Source organism: Mixta mediterraneensis (assembly GCF_030283135.1).
Taxonomy (GTDB): domain Bacteria; phylum Pseudomonadota; class Gammaproteobacteria; order Enterobacterales; family Enterobacteriaceae; genus Pantoea; species Pantoea mediterraneensis.
This window is the reverse complement of the sequence record NZ_JASUAZ010000003.1, coordinates 174,251-188,238: the sequence shown is the minus strand read 5'-3', so window position 1 is coordinate 188,238 and position 13,988 is coordinate 174,251. Positions and strand designations below refer to the sequence as shown.

14 protein-coding genes and 1 pseudogene are annotated in these 13,988 nt (G+C 47.9%); 2 read left to right on the top strand and 13 right to left on the bottom strand.

Annotated elements, in window-relative coordinates:
- Window positions 1–76: 76 nt before the first annotated feature.
- The 9 genes from QRY16_RS04045 to QRY16_RS04005 form a co-directional block, all read right to left on the bottom strand.
- Window positions 77–1,930 carry a prolyl oligopeptidase family serine peptidase gene (locus tag QRY16_RS04045; RefSeq protein ID WP_289775728.1) on the bottom strand — a complete coding sequence of 618 codons (1,854 nt, stop codon included), beginning with the start codon at window positions 1,928–1,930 and terminating at the stop codon, window positions 77–79.
- An 82-nt stretch (window positions 1,931–2,012) separates the two neighbouring features.
- Complete coding sequence (locus QRY16_RS04040) at window positions 2,013–2,480, bottom strand: lysis protein (protein WP_289775727.1); 468 nt, start codon at window positions 2,478–2,480, stop codon at window positions 2,013–2,015.
- Window positions 2,477–2,998: a lysozyme gene (locus QRY16_RS04035; RefSeq protein WP_289775726.1), complete on the bottom strand. Its 522-nt coding sequence runs from the start codon at window positions 2,996–2,998 to the stop codon at window positions 2,477–2,479. The genes QRY16_RS04040 and QRY16_RS04035 overlap by 4 nt, the downstream gene beginning before the upstream one ends.
- 7 nt (window positions 2,999–3,005) lie before the next feature.
- Window positions 3,006–3,251, bottom strand: a complete 246-nt coding sequence (locus QRY16_RS04030; protein ID WP_419776107.1) for an HP1 family phage holin — start codon at window positions 3,249–3,251, stop codon at window positions 3,006–3,008.
- A 198-nt stretch (window positions 3,252–3,449) separates the two neighbouring features.
- Complete coding sequence (locus QRY16_RS04025; RefSeq protein WP_289775725.1) at window positions 3,450–4,100, bottom strand: antitermination protein Q; 651 nt, start codon at window positions 4,098–4,100, stop codon at window positions 3,450–3,452.
- A complete protein-coding gene (locus tag QRY16_RS04020) occupies window positions 4,097–4,390 on the bottom strand; it encodes a DUF1364 domain-containing protein (protein WP_289775724.1) in 294 nt (97 codons plus the stop codon). Before QRY16_RS04020 ends, QRY16_RS04025 begins: the two co-directional genes overlap by 4 nt.
- A gap of 379 nt (window positions 4,391–4,769) precedes the next feature.
- Window positions 4,770–5,330: a phage N-6-adenine-methyltransferase gene (locus tag QRY16_RS04015; protein ID WP_289775723.1), complete on the bottom strand. Its 561-nt coding sequence runs from the start codon at window positions 5,328–5,330 to the stop codon at window positions 4,770–4,772.
- An 8-nt stretch (window positions 5,331–5,338) separates the two neighbouring features.
- Complete coding sequence (locus QRY16_RS04010; RefSeq protein ID WP_289775722.1) at window positions 5,339–5,932, bottom strand: DUF1367 family protein; 594 nt, start codon at window positions 5,930–5,932, stop codon at window positions 5,339–5,341.
- A gap of 95 nt (window positions 5,933–6,027) precedes the next feature.
- On the bottom strand, window positions 6,028–6,216 hold the full coding sequence (locus QRY16_RS04005) for a hypothetical protein (RefSeq protein ID WP_289775721.1): 189 nt from the start codon (window positions 6,214–6,216) through the stop codon (window positions 6,028–6,030).
- Between the two features lie 1,076 nt (window positions 6,217–7,292).
- On the opposite strand from QRY16_RS04005, the gene QRY16_RS04000 reads away from it, so the two are divergent.
- Window positions 7,293–8,461 (top strand): IS3 family transposase gene (locus QRY16_RS04000; protein ID WP_289775720.1). Its coding sequence is split into 2 segments (ribosomal slippage): window positions 7,293–7,542 and window positions 7,542–8,461, totalling 1,170 coding nucleotides; the frame shifts between segments, so codons are not numbered across the junction.
- A 110-nt stretch (window positions 8,462–8,571) separates the two neighbouring features.
- Here the strand turns inward: QRY16_RS04000 and QRY16_RS03995 are convergent.
- The 3 genes and pseudogenes from QRY16_RS03995 to istA form a co-directional block, all read right to left on the bottom strand.
- Window positions 8,572–8,721: pseudogene (locus QRY16_RS03995) on the bottom strand (IS4 family transposase); the annotation flags it as partial.
- Window positions 8,722–8,777: 56 nt separating this feature from the next.
- Entirely contained in the window at window positions 8,778–9,566 is a 789-nt protein-coding gene (istB, locus tag QRY16_RS03990) for an IS21-like element helper ATPase IstB (protein ID WP_193403211.1), read from the bottom strand.
- The gene (gene istA / locus QRY16_RS03985) at window positions 9,563–10,591 is read right to left on the bottom strand and encodes an IS21 family transposase (RefSeq protein ID WP_193403243.1); all 1,029 of its coding nucleotides are present in this window, start codon (window positions 10,589–10,591) and stop codon (window positions 9,563–9,565) included. The genes istB and istA overlap by 4 nt, the downstream gene beginning before the upstream one ends.
- Window positions 10,592–11,275: 684 nt before the next feature.
- On the opposite strand from istA, the gene QRY16_RS03980 reads away from it, so the two are divergent.
- Window positions 11,276–12,316 carry an IS481 family transposase gene (locus QRY16_RS03980; RefSeq protein WP_193403339.1) on the top strand — a complete coding sequence of 347 codons (1,041 nt, stop codon included), beginning with the start codon at window positions 11,276–11,278 and terminating at the stop codon, window positions 12,314–12,316.
- Between the two features lie 270 nt (window positions 12,317–12,586).
- Here QRY16_RS03980 and QRY16_RS03975 read toward each other — a convergent pair whose 3' ends face one another.
- Window positions 12,587–13,660: a linear amide C-N hydrolase gene (locus QRY16_RS03975; protein WP_289775719.1), complete on the bottom strand. Its 1,074-nt coding sequence runs from the start codon at window positions 13,658–13,660 to the stop codon at window positions 12,587–12,589.
- Window positions 13,661–13,988: the final 328 nt, after the last annotated feature.

Here is a 13,988-nt window from a genome sequence, read left to right as displayed (position 1 = left end):
AATTAACTTACATTTAATTTACTTGTCTGCACTATAGAAAGAATATTAAACAGGAGTAGACTGAAAGGTATACTTATTACGCTAGTAATAATTTTTTTAGTGCTTCTCTCCCGGCACTGGATGATGGATTATTAATGTCTCCCGTATTTACATGGCCCGCAACCTTCTCACTACTGATTGAACAACCACTAAGGAGGCAGGCCACATTGTCAGGTAAAAGAACATCGCTGTATATCGTCGCACCAGCGCTACCATCGCCTTTAAAACACTTAAGCGTTGTCAATTCAACATCTACATTATTTTTTTCCAGTGCTGAAACTAATTCCTCAGCCTGATTATAAAGTACAATACCGTCATACTTTGCGTGGATAACTTCGACATGCTTCAGGCCTGCAGCTTTAAGGTCCTCAGCACGCAGAGCCGGAGATCGCCGAACATATTCCTGATTTTTTTCAACAGGAGTGCCACCTGCATCTTCTTCAATTTCCTCCCGCGTACCCGGCACAAATAATGCAGCTTCAGCATAAAGCTCAATCAAATTCGTCACACCGGATGCACTGACCCAGTATTCGAATCGTTTGTTGCCAGGTAGCGTATAATGTTTACTCTCACCAATCGCCGTGCCTGCAATAGCACCTCCCATAGAAGCACTGTAAAGGTAAATTTTTTCAACGCTGGGGTAGTCCTTCAGAATAGCTGTTGATGCATAAATCACATCCTTCGCACCGGCCAGTACAGGAAATTTATCATCATTACGATAAGTAACAGCCAGCGTCATAGTATTAACATCGGTGAACTCCGGGATATATTTGTCAAATACATGCATATTTTCCGTATGTCCATGGCAGAAAATAATGAGCCGACCAGGTTTAGAGCCTTTCACATAACCGAGCAGAGCTGGCAAAACTGTACCATCTTCTGTAGTAAAGTTTATTTCCTGAGGCTTAATTTCGCTACTTTCTGTTTCTGTTTCCTGGCCGTTATTAATTTTCATCACCAGGTCAATAACATTGCTTTCATCGTTAATAGCATCAATATATACAATATTTGGAAAGCAGTTTTTGTCACACGCTGGGAGCAAATTTTCGTTCAGCGCAGCATTTGCGTCTCCAGCAAGATCCAGGATGCTTTTCCCTAACCCTGTCGCGCAAGTAGTAACCTGACTGGCTGACTGAGTCAGTGTCCAGGACAGCAAAAAATAACTACTTTCTGGTGAAGTTTTTTCTTTACGCATCTTCTCCAGCTGATCTTTTATCATTGCATCCAGATCATTTGTGTCTGAGTAGGAATTGTATACAGGAAAACGGGTGGCAGGATAAAACCCTTTACCAATGAATTCATCAATTTTTATATTCTCTCCTGAAGGTTCCACCACAATAATGACTGCGGCATTTCCATCGCTAATATAATCATTGAGTGTCAGTTTGGTAAGATCATCACCTGCAACTGATTTCAGATGAGCAATATTACTTTTCATATAACTGAGCAAATCGCCCCATTGCTCCTGAGAAAACGGGGAATATTTGCTATTACCAACGTCAGTGTCAAGGTCATGAGATAAGTGCAAAATAATCAGTTCTGCATTTTCCTTCGTATACTCATTGATATCGTTAATAACTGACTCAATGGATTGTCCATTTGCTCCCTGCCAGCTTGTGATCAAACCAGCGTCAATTTCTGTATAATGACCGGTGAAAAACTTTCCACCACTGACAACCGGTCGGATATCAAAATATCGTGAGCCAAGCTGTAACTGACCTGCAACGAGTTTTTTTTGAGTCACTGTATTACAGGGGGAAGCAAAAGGTGTTCCTGAGGTAAAGACCCCCATGCCAGCATCATGTGTTCCTGGCATACAAATTTCTCTGAGTGTTTTATTCCCGACATCAGAAATATTATTACTCATCCAAGCTGAATCATTTGAATTCATTTAATTATTCTCCATATTACTCGTATGAAATTAGCTTTATGAATATAAAGCCACGGTTTTATCAACGGCACGCTGATAATTATTAATGACATTGTGTACTGACGTAATTCCGCAGAAAGCGTAATTTCGTCTGATCACTTATTATTCCTGATCGGATATCGAGAACAGCCTGTCCAGTTTCTCTGCTGACTTCGATGGCGCTTCCATTACCCATGCCGGAACTGGCGGTGGTTTCAGACAGCTTACAGGTGCCTTTGATGCGCAGCTGGCGACGACCAGCGGCAACATCGTCACGAAGACGATCATTTTCAAGTCTGGCATTGGTCAATTCCCTGGTGTATTTAGCATCAAGATCTGCAACTTCGCGTTGCTGACGTTGCATGTTATTGATTGTGTCCCGCCTGGACTCTGCCAGTTGTGTAAACTCACGCTGCTTGTTTAGCGCCTGGTAGTAATTATTGCGGTAGTGAGACACTATCGCCGCCAAAACAATAATTCCGGCTACCGTCAGCCCTGTCGCAATATTTTTCCATCTGGACGCGATACTCATTTCAGACCATCCATGCAAAGAGCTTTCGATTCAGCACGGCGAGTAACCAGTCCGTTTAATTTTGTTCCATTGGCATAAACCCAGCGCGGTAGCTCATTACACGCTGCAACCAACTCCCCCTGTCGGAATAAACGGAACATGGTGGATTTCTGCATCGTCGGACAACCAACGTTCAAGGTGATTTCTACCGCAGAAGAAAAGGTGTTATCCGGTAAGTTGGCACCGTTGGCATAACGATTTACGCACTGCTCGGCATCAAGAATATTTTTCTCCCAATCGGCGGCGATCTGCTCATCTGTTTTGCGGTTGCCGGGCTTTACACCATACGTATTGCCAATACCATCGGTCAGAATACCGGCTGGACAGTTATATGGATCTCGCCGACAACCCTCAGCATTACCGATAAGCTCCAGCCCCCGCTGATTGGTGCGAACATGACCATTATCCAGTACCAGGCCGATGATTATCGCCACTGAACAAATGCCACCAGCAATACCCGTTTTTATTTTTGCTGACATAACATCCTCATTCGTTCATCGCACGGTAAGCGGCTTTCGCCCGCTCTTTGTCATAGCCAACCGCCGTTAACTTATTAACCAGTTTGCGTTTGTAGTACCAGTTGACGCCAAAGGTGCCTATCGCAACGATAATCCCCACCAGCACAGCCCAATCCTGTAACGTCAATGCTCCAGCAGCGGTCAGGATTGACGCAACCCAATACGAAAGCTGGGAGCTGTATTTATCCATTCTGATCATCTCCACCTTCCGCATGGGTGGCTCCGTTAAAATAAAAAAGGCCTCGCCGCAGCGAAGCCTCTGTGTAGTAGCTTGATCCAAAAATAATAAAGCCCCGGAAAACACCGAGGCTCAGATAGCAAAAACCCGCCTGAAATTTGGCGGGCTTTAGAATGTATGCAGTGTTGAGAGTATTAATCTCCCACTATGGGTGTCAATTTAGGGCAAATTGTCTCACTTTGCAATGATTTCTTTATTCAATTCAGACATCCCGGTGATGTGCTGATACTCCGATTCTGCGATTGATTCCTGCGAATAGCACCACGCCAGTAACGCTTCGTAAAAGCGCGACCAGACTCTGTACCAGGTTGCTCTTGATACGCCGGGAATCAGCGCTACGATAGCGTGGTGCGCCCGTGTTTGGGATATTGGCCTTAATCCGGTACCGTGGCATTTCTTACAGGGAATAATAACCAATTTGCCAGTAAGCTCAGTTTCTTTCCGATCACAAACTTCACCACTGCCACCACAGCGACACTTGGCACCAGGTGTGTCAGCAGTTCGACAGTACTCTTCCAGCGCCAGCATAGCTAATGTGCGAATCGCAATACCTCCACGCCTGCCGGGAATTTTTCCAACATACTTCCGCGCCTGAGTCCGGGCGTATTTGGTCAGTTCGGTCAATGCGGTGCGACCGGCATCAGCATCTTTCGTATATTTTGCGTACAGCAGACATAGCCCTCCCCGGTGCCTTGCCTGAGTCATACCGAGCGCAGTCATCACATCAACTTTGGTTAAATGGCTGTTGCCGGTTGATCGGGCCTGATATGCCCCAATTTGGGCTGATTTGGGAGCCGCGATTGTCAGTGCGTATTTAAGCCTCATAGTTTTCCCTCAGCGATGAGAATATATTGCGTACGCATCACGCCCTCGGCATGAAACAGACAAGCAGTTTCGTTATCGATATAGCGTGTGCGGCGGTCACATTCGTCATGGCACCCGCTACAGCCCCATGCAGCCTGTACATCTGGTGGCTTGATCCCGGTACCGCACGTTCCCGCAAGTCTGAAATGGGTTAGCACTACGGTTTCCGGGTTGCCGTTACAAACCCCTGAGATCCGAATCTGACATTCACGCCCGCGGGCTTCCTTTCGAAAATTCACAGATCGAGACATTGCTGACCCCCTCCCTGTTTAAGTTTCAGTCGCTTCTGGTGTTCGTTGCTGTACCCCGCCCAATGTGCTGCACGGATGGTTTTGGCCTGTTCAGGGGAGTAAATTAAACGCCGGGTATGCTGCGGGTATGGGGGAAGATCACGAACGCAAACAGGGCAATGATCTATTGTTTCTATACGGCATCCGGCCCTTTTGCCCCAGCCACATATGTGCACTTTCCCCTGCTGCACAGCGCAAGCGCTGCATAATGGCGCATCGCATGTATATGGGTGGTAAGGATCGATAAATTCCAGGCCGTTTTCTGTCTTTGGCGGATAGCCAAGGTATCCATCACAAAGTAGCGTGGACGGTGCGCCGCAGAACATGCAGGGTTCGTTTTTCATACTGTTTCCCCACACAATGCCTTCTGTTCGAGGAAAGCTCTTCCTCGCTGTATTAATTCTTCACGATCAATGTATTTTGTGATCCCTGCGCCACGCCCCGCTGGATGCCATACCAGTAACATCGACCCCATGTTATTGCCATTGACAACCTGACAGGTATCAGCGCGGACAAAAGAAATCCTGCCCCCGGTAATAAACCGGATCTCGCTGACATCGGTTAATGCTATGCGGAACCAACCTACTGACGTATCAGCCGGAACCAGCATCACTACGCCAATGGCACTTTTTACGGCTTCCTGGGTCTTTTGTACCCACGGTGTAATGTCGCTATAGGGAGGGTTGCAGAAAACATATCCTGCCGGAAATAGTTCACCCCATTCCAGTGATAGAGCATCGTCCTCACTAGTCAGATAACGGTTATGAAGAGAATTGTCATCACTGGCAGCAACATCTCCGACAAAGTTGAATTTTCCGTCAATGGCAGCAAATAATTCAGCCGGAGTCCGCCACAAATCCTTAATATCAACCGGCGTGTTACTTCCACCAAAATCAGCCATAGCCCACCTCACGCATAACTCAGCAACTGGCTGGCGGCATTCTCTGCCGCAGCCGGATTGCTGAATGTTTTGTTGAGGATGAAATGCCAGAGCACGTTTAGCGTAGCTTTGTAGAGTTCAGCGAATTCCGTATCGTCCATGTTCGCGAATGAGATCGACCTGGGTTCCTTGATGATTGCGCCATCAGGCATTTGCAAAAGTTGGAAATAACCCGCCTGGATGGTCGTCCAGCGTCGAAAGGCATCAAAGGATTTAAGCAGGGTCACGCGATCAGCCCGCTGCTCCATAACTGATTTTAGATAATCAGTTTCGCACTCAAGAATGATGCTATCGTGTGCTACCAGATTGATCAGGTATCTCGAATAACCACGGATCAGGCTTTTCTCGTCGGGGGAAATTGTGCCGCCAGTCGGTGTCCAGTATTCGAAGCCCAGATTGAGAAGTGAAAAGTAAAGACGGTGAAATTTGGGGTTGCGTACTTTTTTGAAATCAGCATGTAACACTGCGCCGATCTTGATTTTATGATGCAAAAAATCGCCGGTATCGGGCGATGCCGGTATCAGTGTTGTGTTGCTCGATTTGATAAATGCTAACTGTGCCATCTTCGCCTCTCGGGTTGATGGCACAACAGTACTGATTCAGGGTTGCCAGTTGTTCATGCTGGCGAACGTAGTATAGCGCTATTCCGGGCGTTGCTCTACTCTTCTGCTGATAGAGCTACAGGAAAACATGCTGCTTTCGTCAGCTCCAGAAATTCATCTATCGTTGCTAAATATTGTTCAGGACGCTTTACTACCGCAGCTTTCACTTTTCCATTTTTCGTATAAACTAAGGTGCAGCCCTCTGCGGGTAGCTTTATCGGCAACTCATATATATGTTTTTCCATAATAACAACCTGCTGCGTTGAATAATCCCTTACTGGGGCCAATCCGTGTTTTGGCTTCCATGCCGTCGCGTGATCCCATTGTTAACGAAATCCTTCTCCACAAAAAGCTTTTTCACATAAATGTAATTTAAGTAAGTCATCATTGACTGTACAGGAAAAGTGTTTTTCACAGCAAGGAGCGATTCTGCTCAGTCCATAACCGCAGGCACGCAAGATGCGGACTTAGCTGACAAAAAGAGGGTTTCCGATACATCGAAAATGAGTTTTGCGCATCACAAGTTTAATATACAGATCAGTGCTCAAGAGTGATTAATTGCAAACTGATTGCCGTAACCATTCAGCAATGAATCGAATTCATTATGCCTCTGATCCTGGTAAAAACTTGCCAGTGGTGTTTGGCCTGTTTACAGAGAATTTCAATCAGATTCTGTTCTGAACCGTAAGCCGGAAGGTAAAGTAAAATAAATTATTCTCGCTTAACCAACGCTTTCGCACTTCTGCATCTCTCCCGTGGTGGAGACGTGCATTATCCAGAACTAAAATATCAGACGGTTATCGCCCTGTTTCGCCCCCTCTTCCAAAAAAACAGTCACGCCAGCCCCCGCGTGGTGCTTCTTGTCACTTCCAGGTAAAACAGGCAGTTGTCCATGTAATGCAGCGCCTTTGAAACGGAACGTTTATACAGACCCTGAGGCTCCGTTTGATGTAGCCTGCACTGGGGATTCCAGCTGTACTGCGCTGATGGTGACGCGGCAAAAACAGCTTCATCAAAGTAAACCCGCCGATAGTGACCAGGCTATGCACCTGCCTCTATTTTATCCAGTAAGGCTGATTTTCAGCAATTTTACATCGTCACGTTTATTTAAACGACAGACGGTTCTATTTCCAGGTTATTTCTTGTTTATTCAACATATTTTTCAGCGTTTCCAGTGTCCACTGGCAGGGAACACTGCTCCTCTTCAACGTGCTGAGCAATGCAGACCAGAATTCGGCGCAGGCAGCTTTGTAGTGGTTTACTGAATTTGGCCACCTGAACAGAGGTGATATGCTCATCTCCGAACAATACAGGTGTCCCAATGAAAAAAAGAAATTTCAGCGCAGAGTTTAAACGCGAATCCGCTCAACTGGTCCTTGATCAGAACTACACCGTTGCAGCTGCGGCCAGTGCTATGGACGTGGGACTTTCTACCATGACGCGATGGGTAAAGCAGTTACGGGATGAACAACAAGGCAAAATACCTAAAGCCTCCCCTATAACCCCAGAACAGATTGAAATACGTCAGCTAAAGAAAAAGCTACAACGTATTGAAATGGAAAATGAAATATTAAAAAAGGCTACCGCGCTCTTGATGTCAGACTCCCTGAACAGTTCTCGATAATCGGGAAACTCAGGGCGCGTTATCCTGTGGCCACTCTCTGCCATGTGTTCGGGGTTCATCGCAGCAGCTACAAATACTGGATGAAAAGCCCCGAAAAGCCAGACGGCAAGCGGGCTGTATTACGTAGTCAGGTTCCGGAGCTGCATAACATTAGCCATGGCTCTGCTGGCGCGAGAAGTATCGCCATTATGGCAACCCTGAGAGGCTTCAGAATGGGACGCTGGCTTGCCGGCAGGCTTATGAAAGAACCGGGACTGGTGAGTTGTCAGCAACCCACCCACCGGTATAAACGTGGTGGCCATGAACACATCGCTATCCCAAATCACCCTGAGCGACAGTTCGCAGTGACAGAGCCTAATCAGGTGTGGTGCGGCGATGTGACGTATATCTGGACAGGCAGGCGCTGGGCTTACCTCGCCGTTGTTCTCGATTTGTTCGCCAGGAAACCGGTAGGCTGGGCAATGTCATTCTCACCGGACAGCAAGCTAACCATCAAAGCGCTGGAAATGGCGTGGGAAACCCGAGGTAAACCAGCGGGAGTGATGTTCCACAGTGACCAGGGTAGCCACTACACAAGCAGGCAGTTCCGGCAGTTATTGTGGCGTTACCGAATCAGGCAAAGTATGAGCCGACGCGGAAACTGCTGGGATAACAGCCCGATGGAACGCTTCTTCAGAAGTCTGAAAAACGAGTGGGTGCCAGTGACAGGCTATATAAACTTTAGCGAAGCAGCTCATGCGATCACAGACTATATCGTCGGGTATTACAGCTCGCTAAGGCCGCATGACTATAACGGTGGGTTACCCCCAAACGAATCGGAAAACCGATACTGGAAAAACTCTAAAGCCGTGGCCAGTTTTAGTTGACCACTACACTTCGACCACGGTTGCAATCAATTCGGGCATCATAACGAGGGACCAGCCTCAGACATCACTGTCCGGTGCTACGGGTGAATATCAGCCTTGAGAGATGCAGCCTGAACGCAGAAATTTTGCTGCATATCTGACGTAACCACCTGACTCAGAGGCGGTACTGAACGTCCATCGCAGATAAGACTGGCCAGGAGTACGTGAAAATACTGAGTCGGATAACCGCTTCAGCCCACCGCAATGATGCACAGTGTCAATACCGATCGAATTCTGACCCACCCTGCCAAAGTAAAACTGACCCACCCCCTTTGAATCATTCGAGCGTTGTTGCTTTCGTTTTCTTCTGGAGTTGACCGCTTTTCAGCTTATCTTTCAGTCGATAGCTTTGGCCGCTGATTTGGGCGATATGCGCATGGTGAAGCAGCCGATCCAGCATCGCTGCCGTCAGTGTCTCGTCATCACCAAACGTTCCGGACCACTGCGTAAACGGCAGGTTGCTGGTCAGGATCACGCTGCCTGACTCATACCGTTTAGCGACTACCTGGAAGAACAGGTTCGCCTCCATTTTACCGAACGGCAGATATCCCACTTCGTCGATGATCAACAGCTTAGGTTTACCTACGACGCGGTTCAGGTAGCCCTTCAGGTCACCCTGACGATGTGACGCCATCAGTTGCAGCATCATGTCGGCGGCGGTAATGAACCGAATGCTTAAACCCGCCATCGCGGCCTTATAGCCAATGGCGGTCGCCAGGTGCGTTTTGCCGACGCCAGAAGGCCCGAGCAGGACAACGTTCTCCTGACGTTCGATAAATGTCAGACCCGCCAACTCCTGGATCTGACTTCGTGGAACGCCACTGGCATAGGCGTAATCGAACTGCTCCAGTGTTTTTATCACCGGCAGGCCTGATAACCGCAAAATGGTCTGGCGACGCCGTTCGTTCTGGCCATCATGCTGGAGCTGCAAAACGGCTTCCAGGAAGTCGGCATGCGTGCCGCTGTTGTCGATGGTCGCCTGTGCCACACCCGGCCACTCTGCCGGCAGGCGGTCGAGCTTGAGTTGCTCGCAGAGCGCGGCAATACGATCATGTTGAAGGTTCATGCTGGCACCTCGAGCAAGGCCTGGTACGTTGCCAGAGGATGTTGCAGGCTCTCGGTCGGCACCGGACGCTGGCTGAGCGCTGGGACAGGTGCAGGCAATGCCAACGTGACCTTCGGTAACGGCAATAGCGCAGCACGCTCGCGCGGCATGCGCTGCTCAGGCGGTACGCCTGTGGTGCCATGCACTCGTGTGTTCGCGACGGTGACCAGCCACTCGCCGATGCGTGTGTTGGCAGCAGGTACATCCAGTACCAGCCCGGCCTGCCGGAAGGTCGCGGTAAGAGGCACGATAAAGCTGTTCTTGAGGTAATGGTTAAACCGCTCAACCTTACCCTTGGTCTTGGCGCGATAGGGTCGGCAGACCTTGGGAGTAAAGGCATACTTCTCGGCGACGTGCATCAACTGCGGGTTCCAGCGATGCTTACCGGGGCCGTAGACATCGCGCTCAATGATGATGGCCTTGGCGTTGTCGAACAGCAGCTGATGCGGCGTCCCGCCGAAGAACCTGAGCGCAGACTCAATGCCGTCACACCAGGCAGCGGAGTCCTGGTTGCTGTAAAACTTGACGAAAGTCGCGCGGCTCCAGCCCAGCGTGGCGACAAAGGCCAGCAATGGGTTATGACCGAGTCTGATGATGGTGAAATCAACTTGCATCTGAAAGCCAGGCTCGGTCTCGAAGCGCGTTACCTCTTCAGTGACGGGCTGCTTAATGGGGTGCAGGAAAGCGGTCAGCATGCTGTAACCACCCTCGTAACCACGCTGACGGATCTCGCGCAGCAGCACACTGGCGGGTATCCAGAGGGGCCTAGCAGCGGCCACGCGCTCAAGGATATAGGTCTTGAACGGGTCAAGCTTGCAGGGTCTGGGTGCGCGAGGCTTGTAGCGCATATCCGCTACGGGCAGCGGGCTACGAATATATCTGCGAACGGTCTCACGAGAGCATGAAAGCTGGCGCGCGATGGCGCGTATCGACATGCCCTGACGGTGTAAAACACTAATCTCCACTCTGGTCTCCAATGTCATCATTGGCAGTGCCTTAAAACTGCCATTTTTACCCTAGGTGGGTCAGATTTACATCGGCAGGTGGGCCAGTTTTACATCGGTAGCGACAGCACAGTGATAACCGGGTGTGTGAGCATCACGATAATATTGCTAAACAGGGCCAAAACATGTTTCTGAAGCTGCTGGTTATCCAGAAGCCTGTCCACTCGTTTGATTTTGTTTATAACCTGAGCGCCGGCAGGCATAGTGAGAGAGGCCCTGTTGACTGTCGCGTTGGTAGCATCCGGCAGGACATTCTGTCGGTATTAGTGGTGAGGCCTGAGGGAATCGCGGAAAGATTTCTGGCATAATTGATGGGCAGGTACATGGTGATCTTATTGAACGGTCGCACAATCAGTAGATCACAAAATCCGATGCCTGTCTTTTGTCACGCGTAATTTTGTGGGGATTCCTCAGCCGGTGCCGGTGATTCAGGACAAGTTATTGCAATGTTATTTGTTCAAGTTCAGAAAGCGTTATCTTTGATTTCATTTGGGGTAAACAGCGAGTTGGACAATGTATTGCCTACCAGGTAGCGCTACCAACTTACTGATTTGGAGTATGATATGTATTAGTCGCGACTTGATCTGACACTGGACCTTGAAAGGTTGAGAGTTACCGGTTTTGATATGGGTGTCTAATCCTTATACAAAACACGAGGTAACTCTCATGCTTCATACTAACAATCCCATCATCAAACACAAAGCCGGCCTGCTCAATCTGGCCGAAGAACTCGGTAACGTATCAAAAGCCTGTAAAATCATGGGGGTGTCACGCGACACATTCTACCGCTACCAGGAGCTAGCTGAAGAAGGCGGCATTGACGCGCTGGTTAATCAAAACCGTCGGGTACCCAACCTGAAGAATCGGGCCGATGAAGCCACTGAACGGGCGGTTGTTGAGTACGCCGTTGAGTTCCCGGCCCACGGTCAGCACCGGACCAGTAATGAGCTGCGTAAAAAAGGCGTGTTTATCTCCGGCAGCGGCGTGCGCTCCATCTGGCAACGACATGACCTGGAGAACTTCCGTAAGCGGCTGAAGGCGCTTACGGAAAAGGTCGCCAGAGAAGGCATTGTGCTTACCGATGCTCAAATCGCCGCACTGGAGAAGAAGGTGCACGATGACGAAGCCTGCGGTGAAATCGAAACGGCTCACCCGGGTTATCTGGGGTCGCAGGACACCTTCTACGTTGGGAATCTGAAAGGCGTTGGCCGCATCTACCAGCAGACGTTCGTGGATACGTACTCGAAAATGGCTCACTGCAAGCTGTATACGAGTAAAACGCCGATCACTGCAGCCGACCTGCTTAATGATCGGGTACTGCCGTTCTATGAGGCTCAGGGGCTGCCGATGCTGAGAATACTGACCGACAGGGGCACAGAGTACTGCGGTAAAGTAGAGCAACATGATTATCAGCTGTATCTGGCCATCAACGATATCGACCATACGAAAACGAAAGCGATGTCCCCGCAGACGAACGGTATCTGCGAGCGCTTCCATAAAACCATTTTGCAGGAGTTTTATCAGGTTACGTTCCGCAAGAAGCTATATGCAGACCTGGAGAGCCTGCAAATGGATCTGGACAACTGGTTGTGGCATTATAATAATGAGCGAACTCATCAGGGGAAAATGTGCTGCGGGCGTACGCCAATGGCCACGTTACTTGATGGAAAACGGGTCTGGGCAGAAAAGAATCTGAACCAGATTTAATCTGACAGACACCTGTATAAATAACCGGTAACTGTCAGATCAGGTCTGAGCTAGTACAGCCTACCATAACAAAAATGCAGATGACTTAGCTGGCATGATTTAAGTAATATGACACCATGCCCCATGGGATAAAACGGAGCCGCTGGCTATGATTTATTCATTAAAGCCAGCAGCTCCACATTCAACACAAAATTGTACATATCAGCGTGAGAAATTAAAAAATAAGCAGGCAGCCGGATATTTATTTTAGCTAAATCAAATACTTCTGTTTTACATGATTTTTTTAAATACTGGCTCTTTCATCTCTTTATATTGAGATAAAGAATATTTCGAATAATTAATGTCATTGTAGGTGCGGACGTATAATTCACCACGACTCAGATCCGATAACGCTGTCCAGACTGTAAATTCAGATACAGTTTTGCTTTTTTTTTCGCTTTCACTATCCAGTTTGTAGACTGTGATATTTTTAGGACGATCAAAACGGTTCATAATATGGGCCAGTGTGTTAACAGCCTCAGACGAGGTTGAGACTTTCTGTGCGTAGGTAGTGTAATAGACTCCACGAACAAACCTGCCTACCGAAGTATCTGATGATGGAAGCGCTGCTACGGCTATGCCACTATCCGGCTGAGTGATTTTAATATTTCCCAATGTATTCGATGTATGATCCTCATTAATCAGATGAGTATAATTATTCAGGTTTGTCAGATGCCACGGGAACTCAGGGCCATTTGTCATTACGCGGGTCGGGTTATCATAGACATGAAGTTTTCCATTTGATGCTTCTACAACGATGCTTCCCCCTTTTTTGTCATAAAAAGCATAATGAAAGGGGGCCTGCTGATTACCAGAAGCTGACAACGTAGGTGACCAAAACCAGCCGTTTTTGACCGCCTCTGCAACTTCCTCCACAGTAGCAAAACGCGCCAAAGCCCACTCACCCAGCGAGGTAACTGGGAGCGCATCTTTATAGTGCTCTTCAGGCAGCGTAGCCAAATCTGCGTTATTTATCATGTTTACACTGAAAGACAGACCAGCACTGTTCATTCCCTCAACGACGTCCTTTTCAGAAATATCAGTAAACGTTGAGGTAATTGCCAGCATCGCGTATTTGGAAGAATACTGCATACCGGACTCACCATTTGGCGCTTTTTTAACAAACGACATACCCACTGGGTAGTAAGTCATCCAGTAAGGAGACTCCTGACTATATTCGAGTGTTCGCCCGTGAAAAATATCCCCTTTTTGATCCGTAATGGCTAGTGTAGTGCAAGCTTCACTTGCTAAAGAAAAGGAAAGTAGACCGGGTAATAATAAACGCATCAGTTTGTTCAATTTCATTTTCAGTCCTTATTCAATTAAATCGATGTTCCCCTTTTTCCGAGGAAACACAGAAATTTTTGGGTTTTAATCAACCACGTAGTTCTATTAGATGTTAAAACCCGTGATGACACTTTATTAAAGCTTAGTTCATAAGAAATAGCACGTTTTTTTAAATTTTGCCGTATGAACAGCGCTAATACATTTACTGTAATTTAAAAGACTGCTCCATTTTTTTACTATCCATTTAAAGATACCAACAATCAAGCCTAAATAACTGTACCTGATACCGTACCGTTTGCAAATCCCGGATCGACCAAATATTTTCTTCATGCATGTGTGATGGTTT

What these genes read in the sequence shown, in the direction of transcription:
- QRY16_RS04045 (WP_289775728.1), bottom strand. Translation starts at nt 1,930, where the DNA reads ATGAATTCAAATGATTCAGCTTGGATGAGTAATAATATTTCTGATGTC.
- QRY16_RS04040 (WP_289775727.1), bottom strand. Translation starts at nt 2,480, where the DNA reads ATGAGTATCGCGTCCAGATGGAAAAATATTGCGACAGGGCTGACGGTA.
- QRY16_RS04035 (WP_289775726.1), bottom strand. Translation starts at nt 2,998, where the DNA reads ATGTCAGCAAAAATAAAAACGGGTATTGCTGGTGGCATTTGTTCAGTG.
- QRY16_RS04030 (WP_419776107.1), bottom strand. Translation starts at nt 3,251, where the DNA reads ATGCGGAAGGTGGAGATGATCAGAATGGATAAATACAGCTCCCAGCTT.
- QRY16_RS04025 (WP_289775725.1), bottom strand. Translation starts at nt 4,100, where the DNA reads ATGAGGCTTAAATACGCACTGACAATCGCGGCTCCCAAATCAGCCCAA.
- QRY16_RS04020 (WP_289775724.1), bottom strand. Translation starts at nt 4,390, where the DNA reads ATGTCTCGATCTGTGAATTTTCGAAAGGAAGCCCGCGGGCGTGAATGT.
- QRY16_RS04015 (WP_289775723.1), bottom strand. Translation starts at nt 5,330, where the DNA reads ATGGCTGATTTTGGTGGAAGTAACACGCCGGTTGATATTAAGGATTTG.
- QRY16_RS04010 (WP_289775722.1), bottom strand. Translation starts at nt 5,932, where the DNA reads ATGGCACAGTTAGCATTTATCAAATCGAGCAACACAACACTGATACCG.
- QRY16_RS04005 (WP_289775721.1), bottom strand. Translation starts at nt 6,216, where the DNA reads ATGGAAAAACATATATATGAGTTGCCGATAAAGCTACCCGCAGAGGGC.
- istB (WP_193403211.1), bottom strand. Translation starts at nt 9,566, where the DNA reads ATGAACCTTCAACATGATCGTATTGCCGCGCTCTGCGAGCAACTCAAG.
- istA (WP_193403243.1), bottom strand. Translation starts at nt 10,591, where the DNA reads ATGATGACATTGGAGACCAGAGTGGAGATTAGTGTTTTACACCGTCAG.
- QRY16_RS03980 (WP_193403339.1), top strand. Translation starts at nt 11,276, where the DNA reads ATGCTTCATACTAACAATCCCATCATCAAACACAAAGCCGGCCTGCTC.
- QRY16_RS03975 (WP_289775719.1), bottom strand. Translation starts at nt 13,660, where the DNA reads ATGAAATTGAACAAACTGATGCGTTTATTATTACCCGGTCTACTTTCC.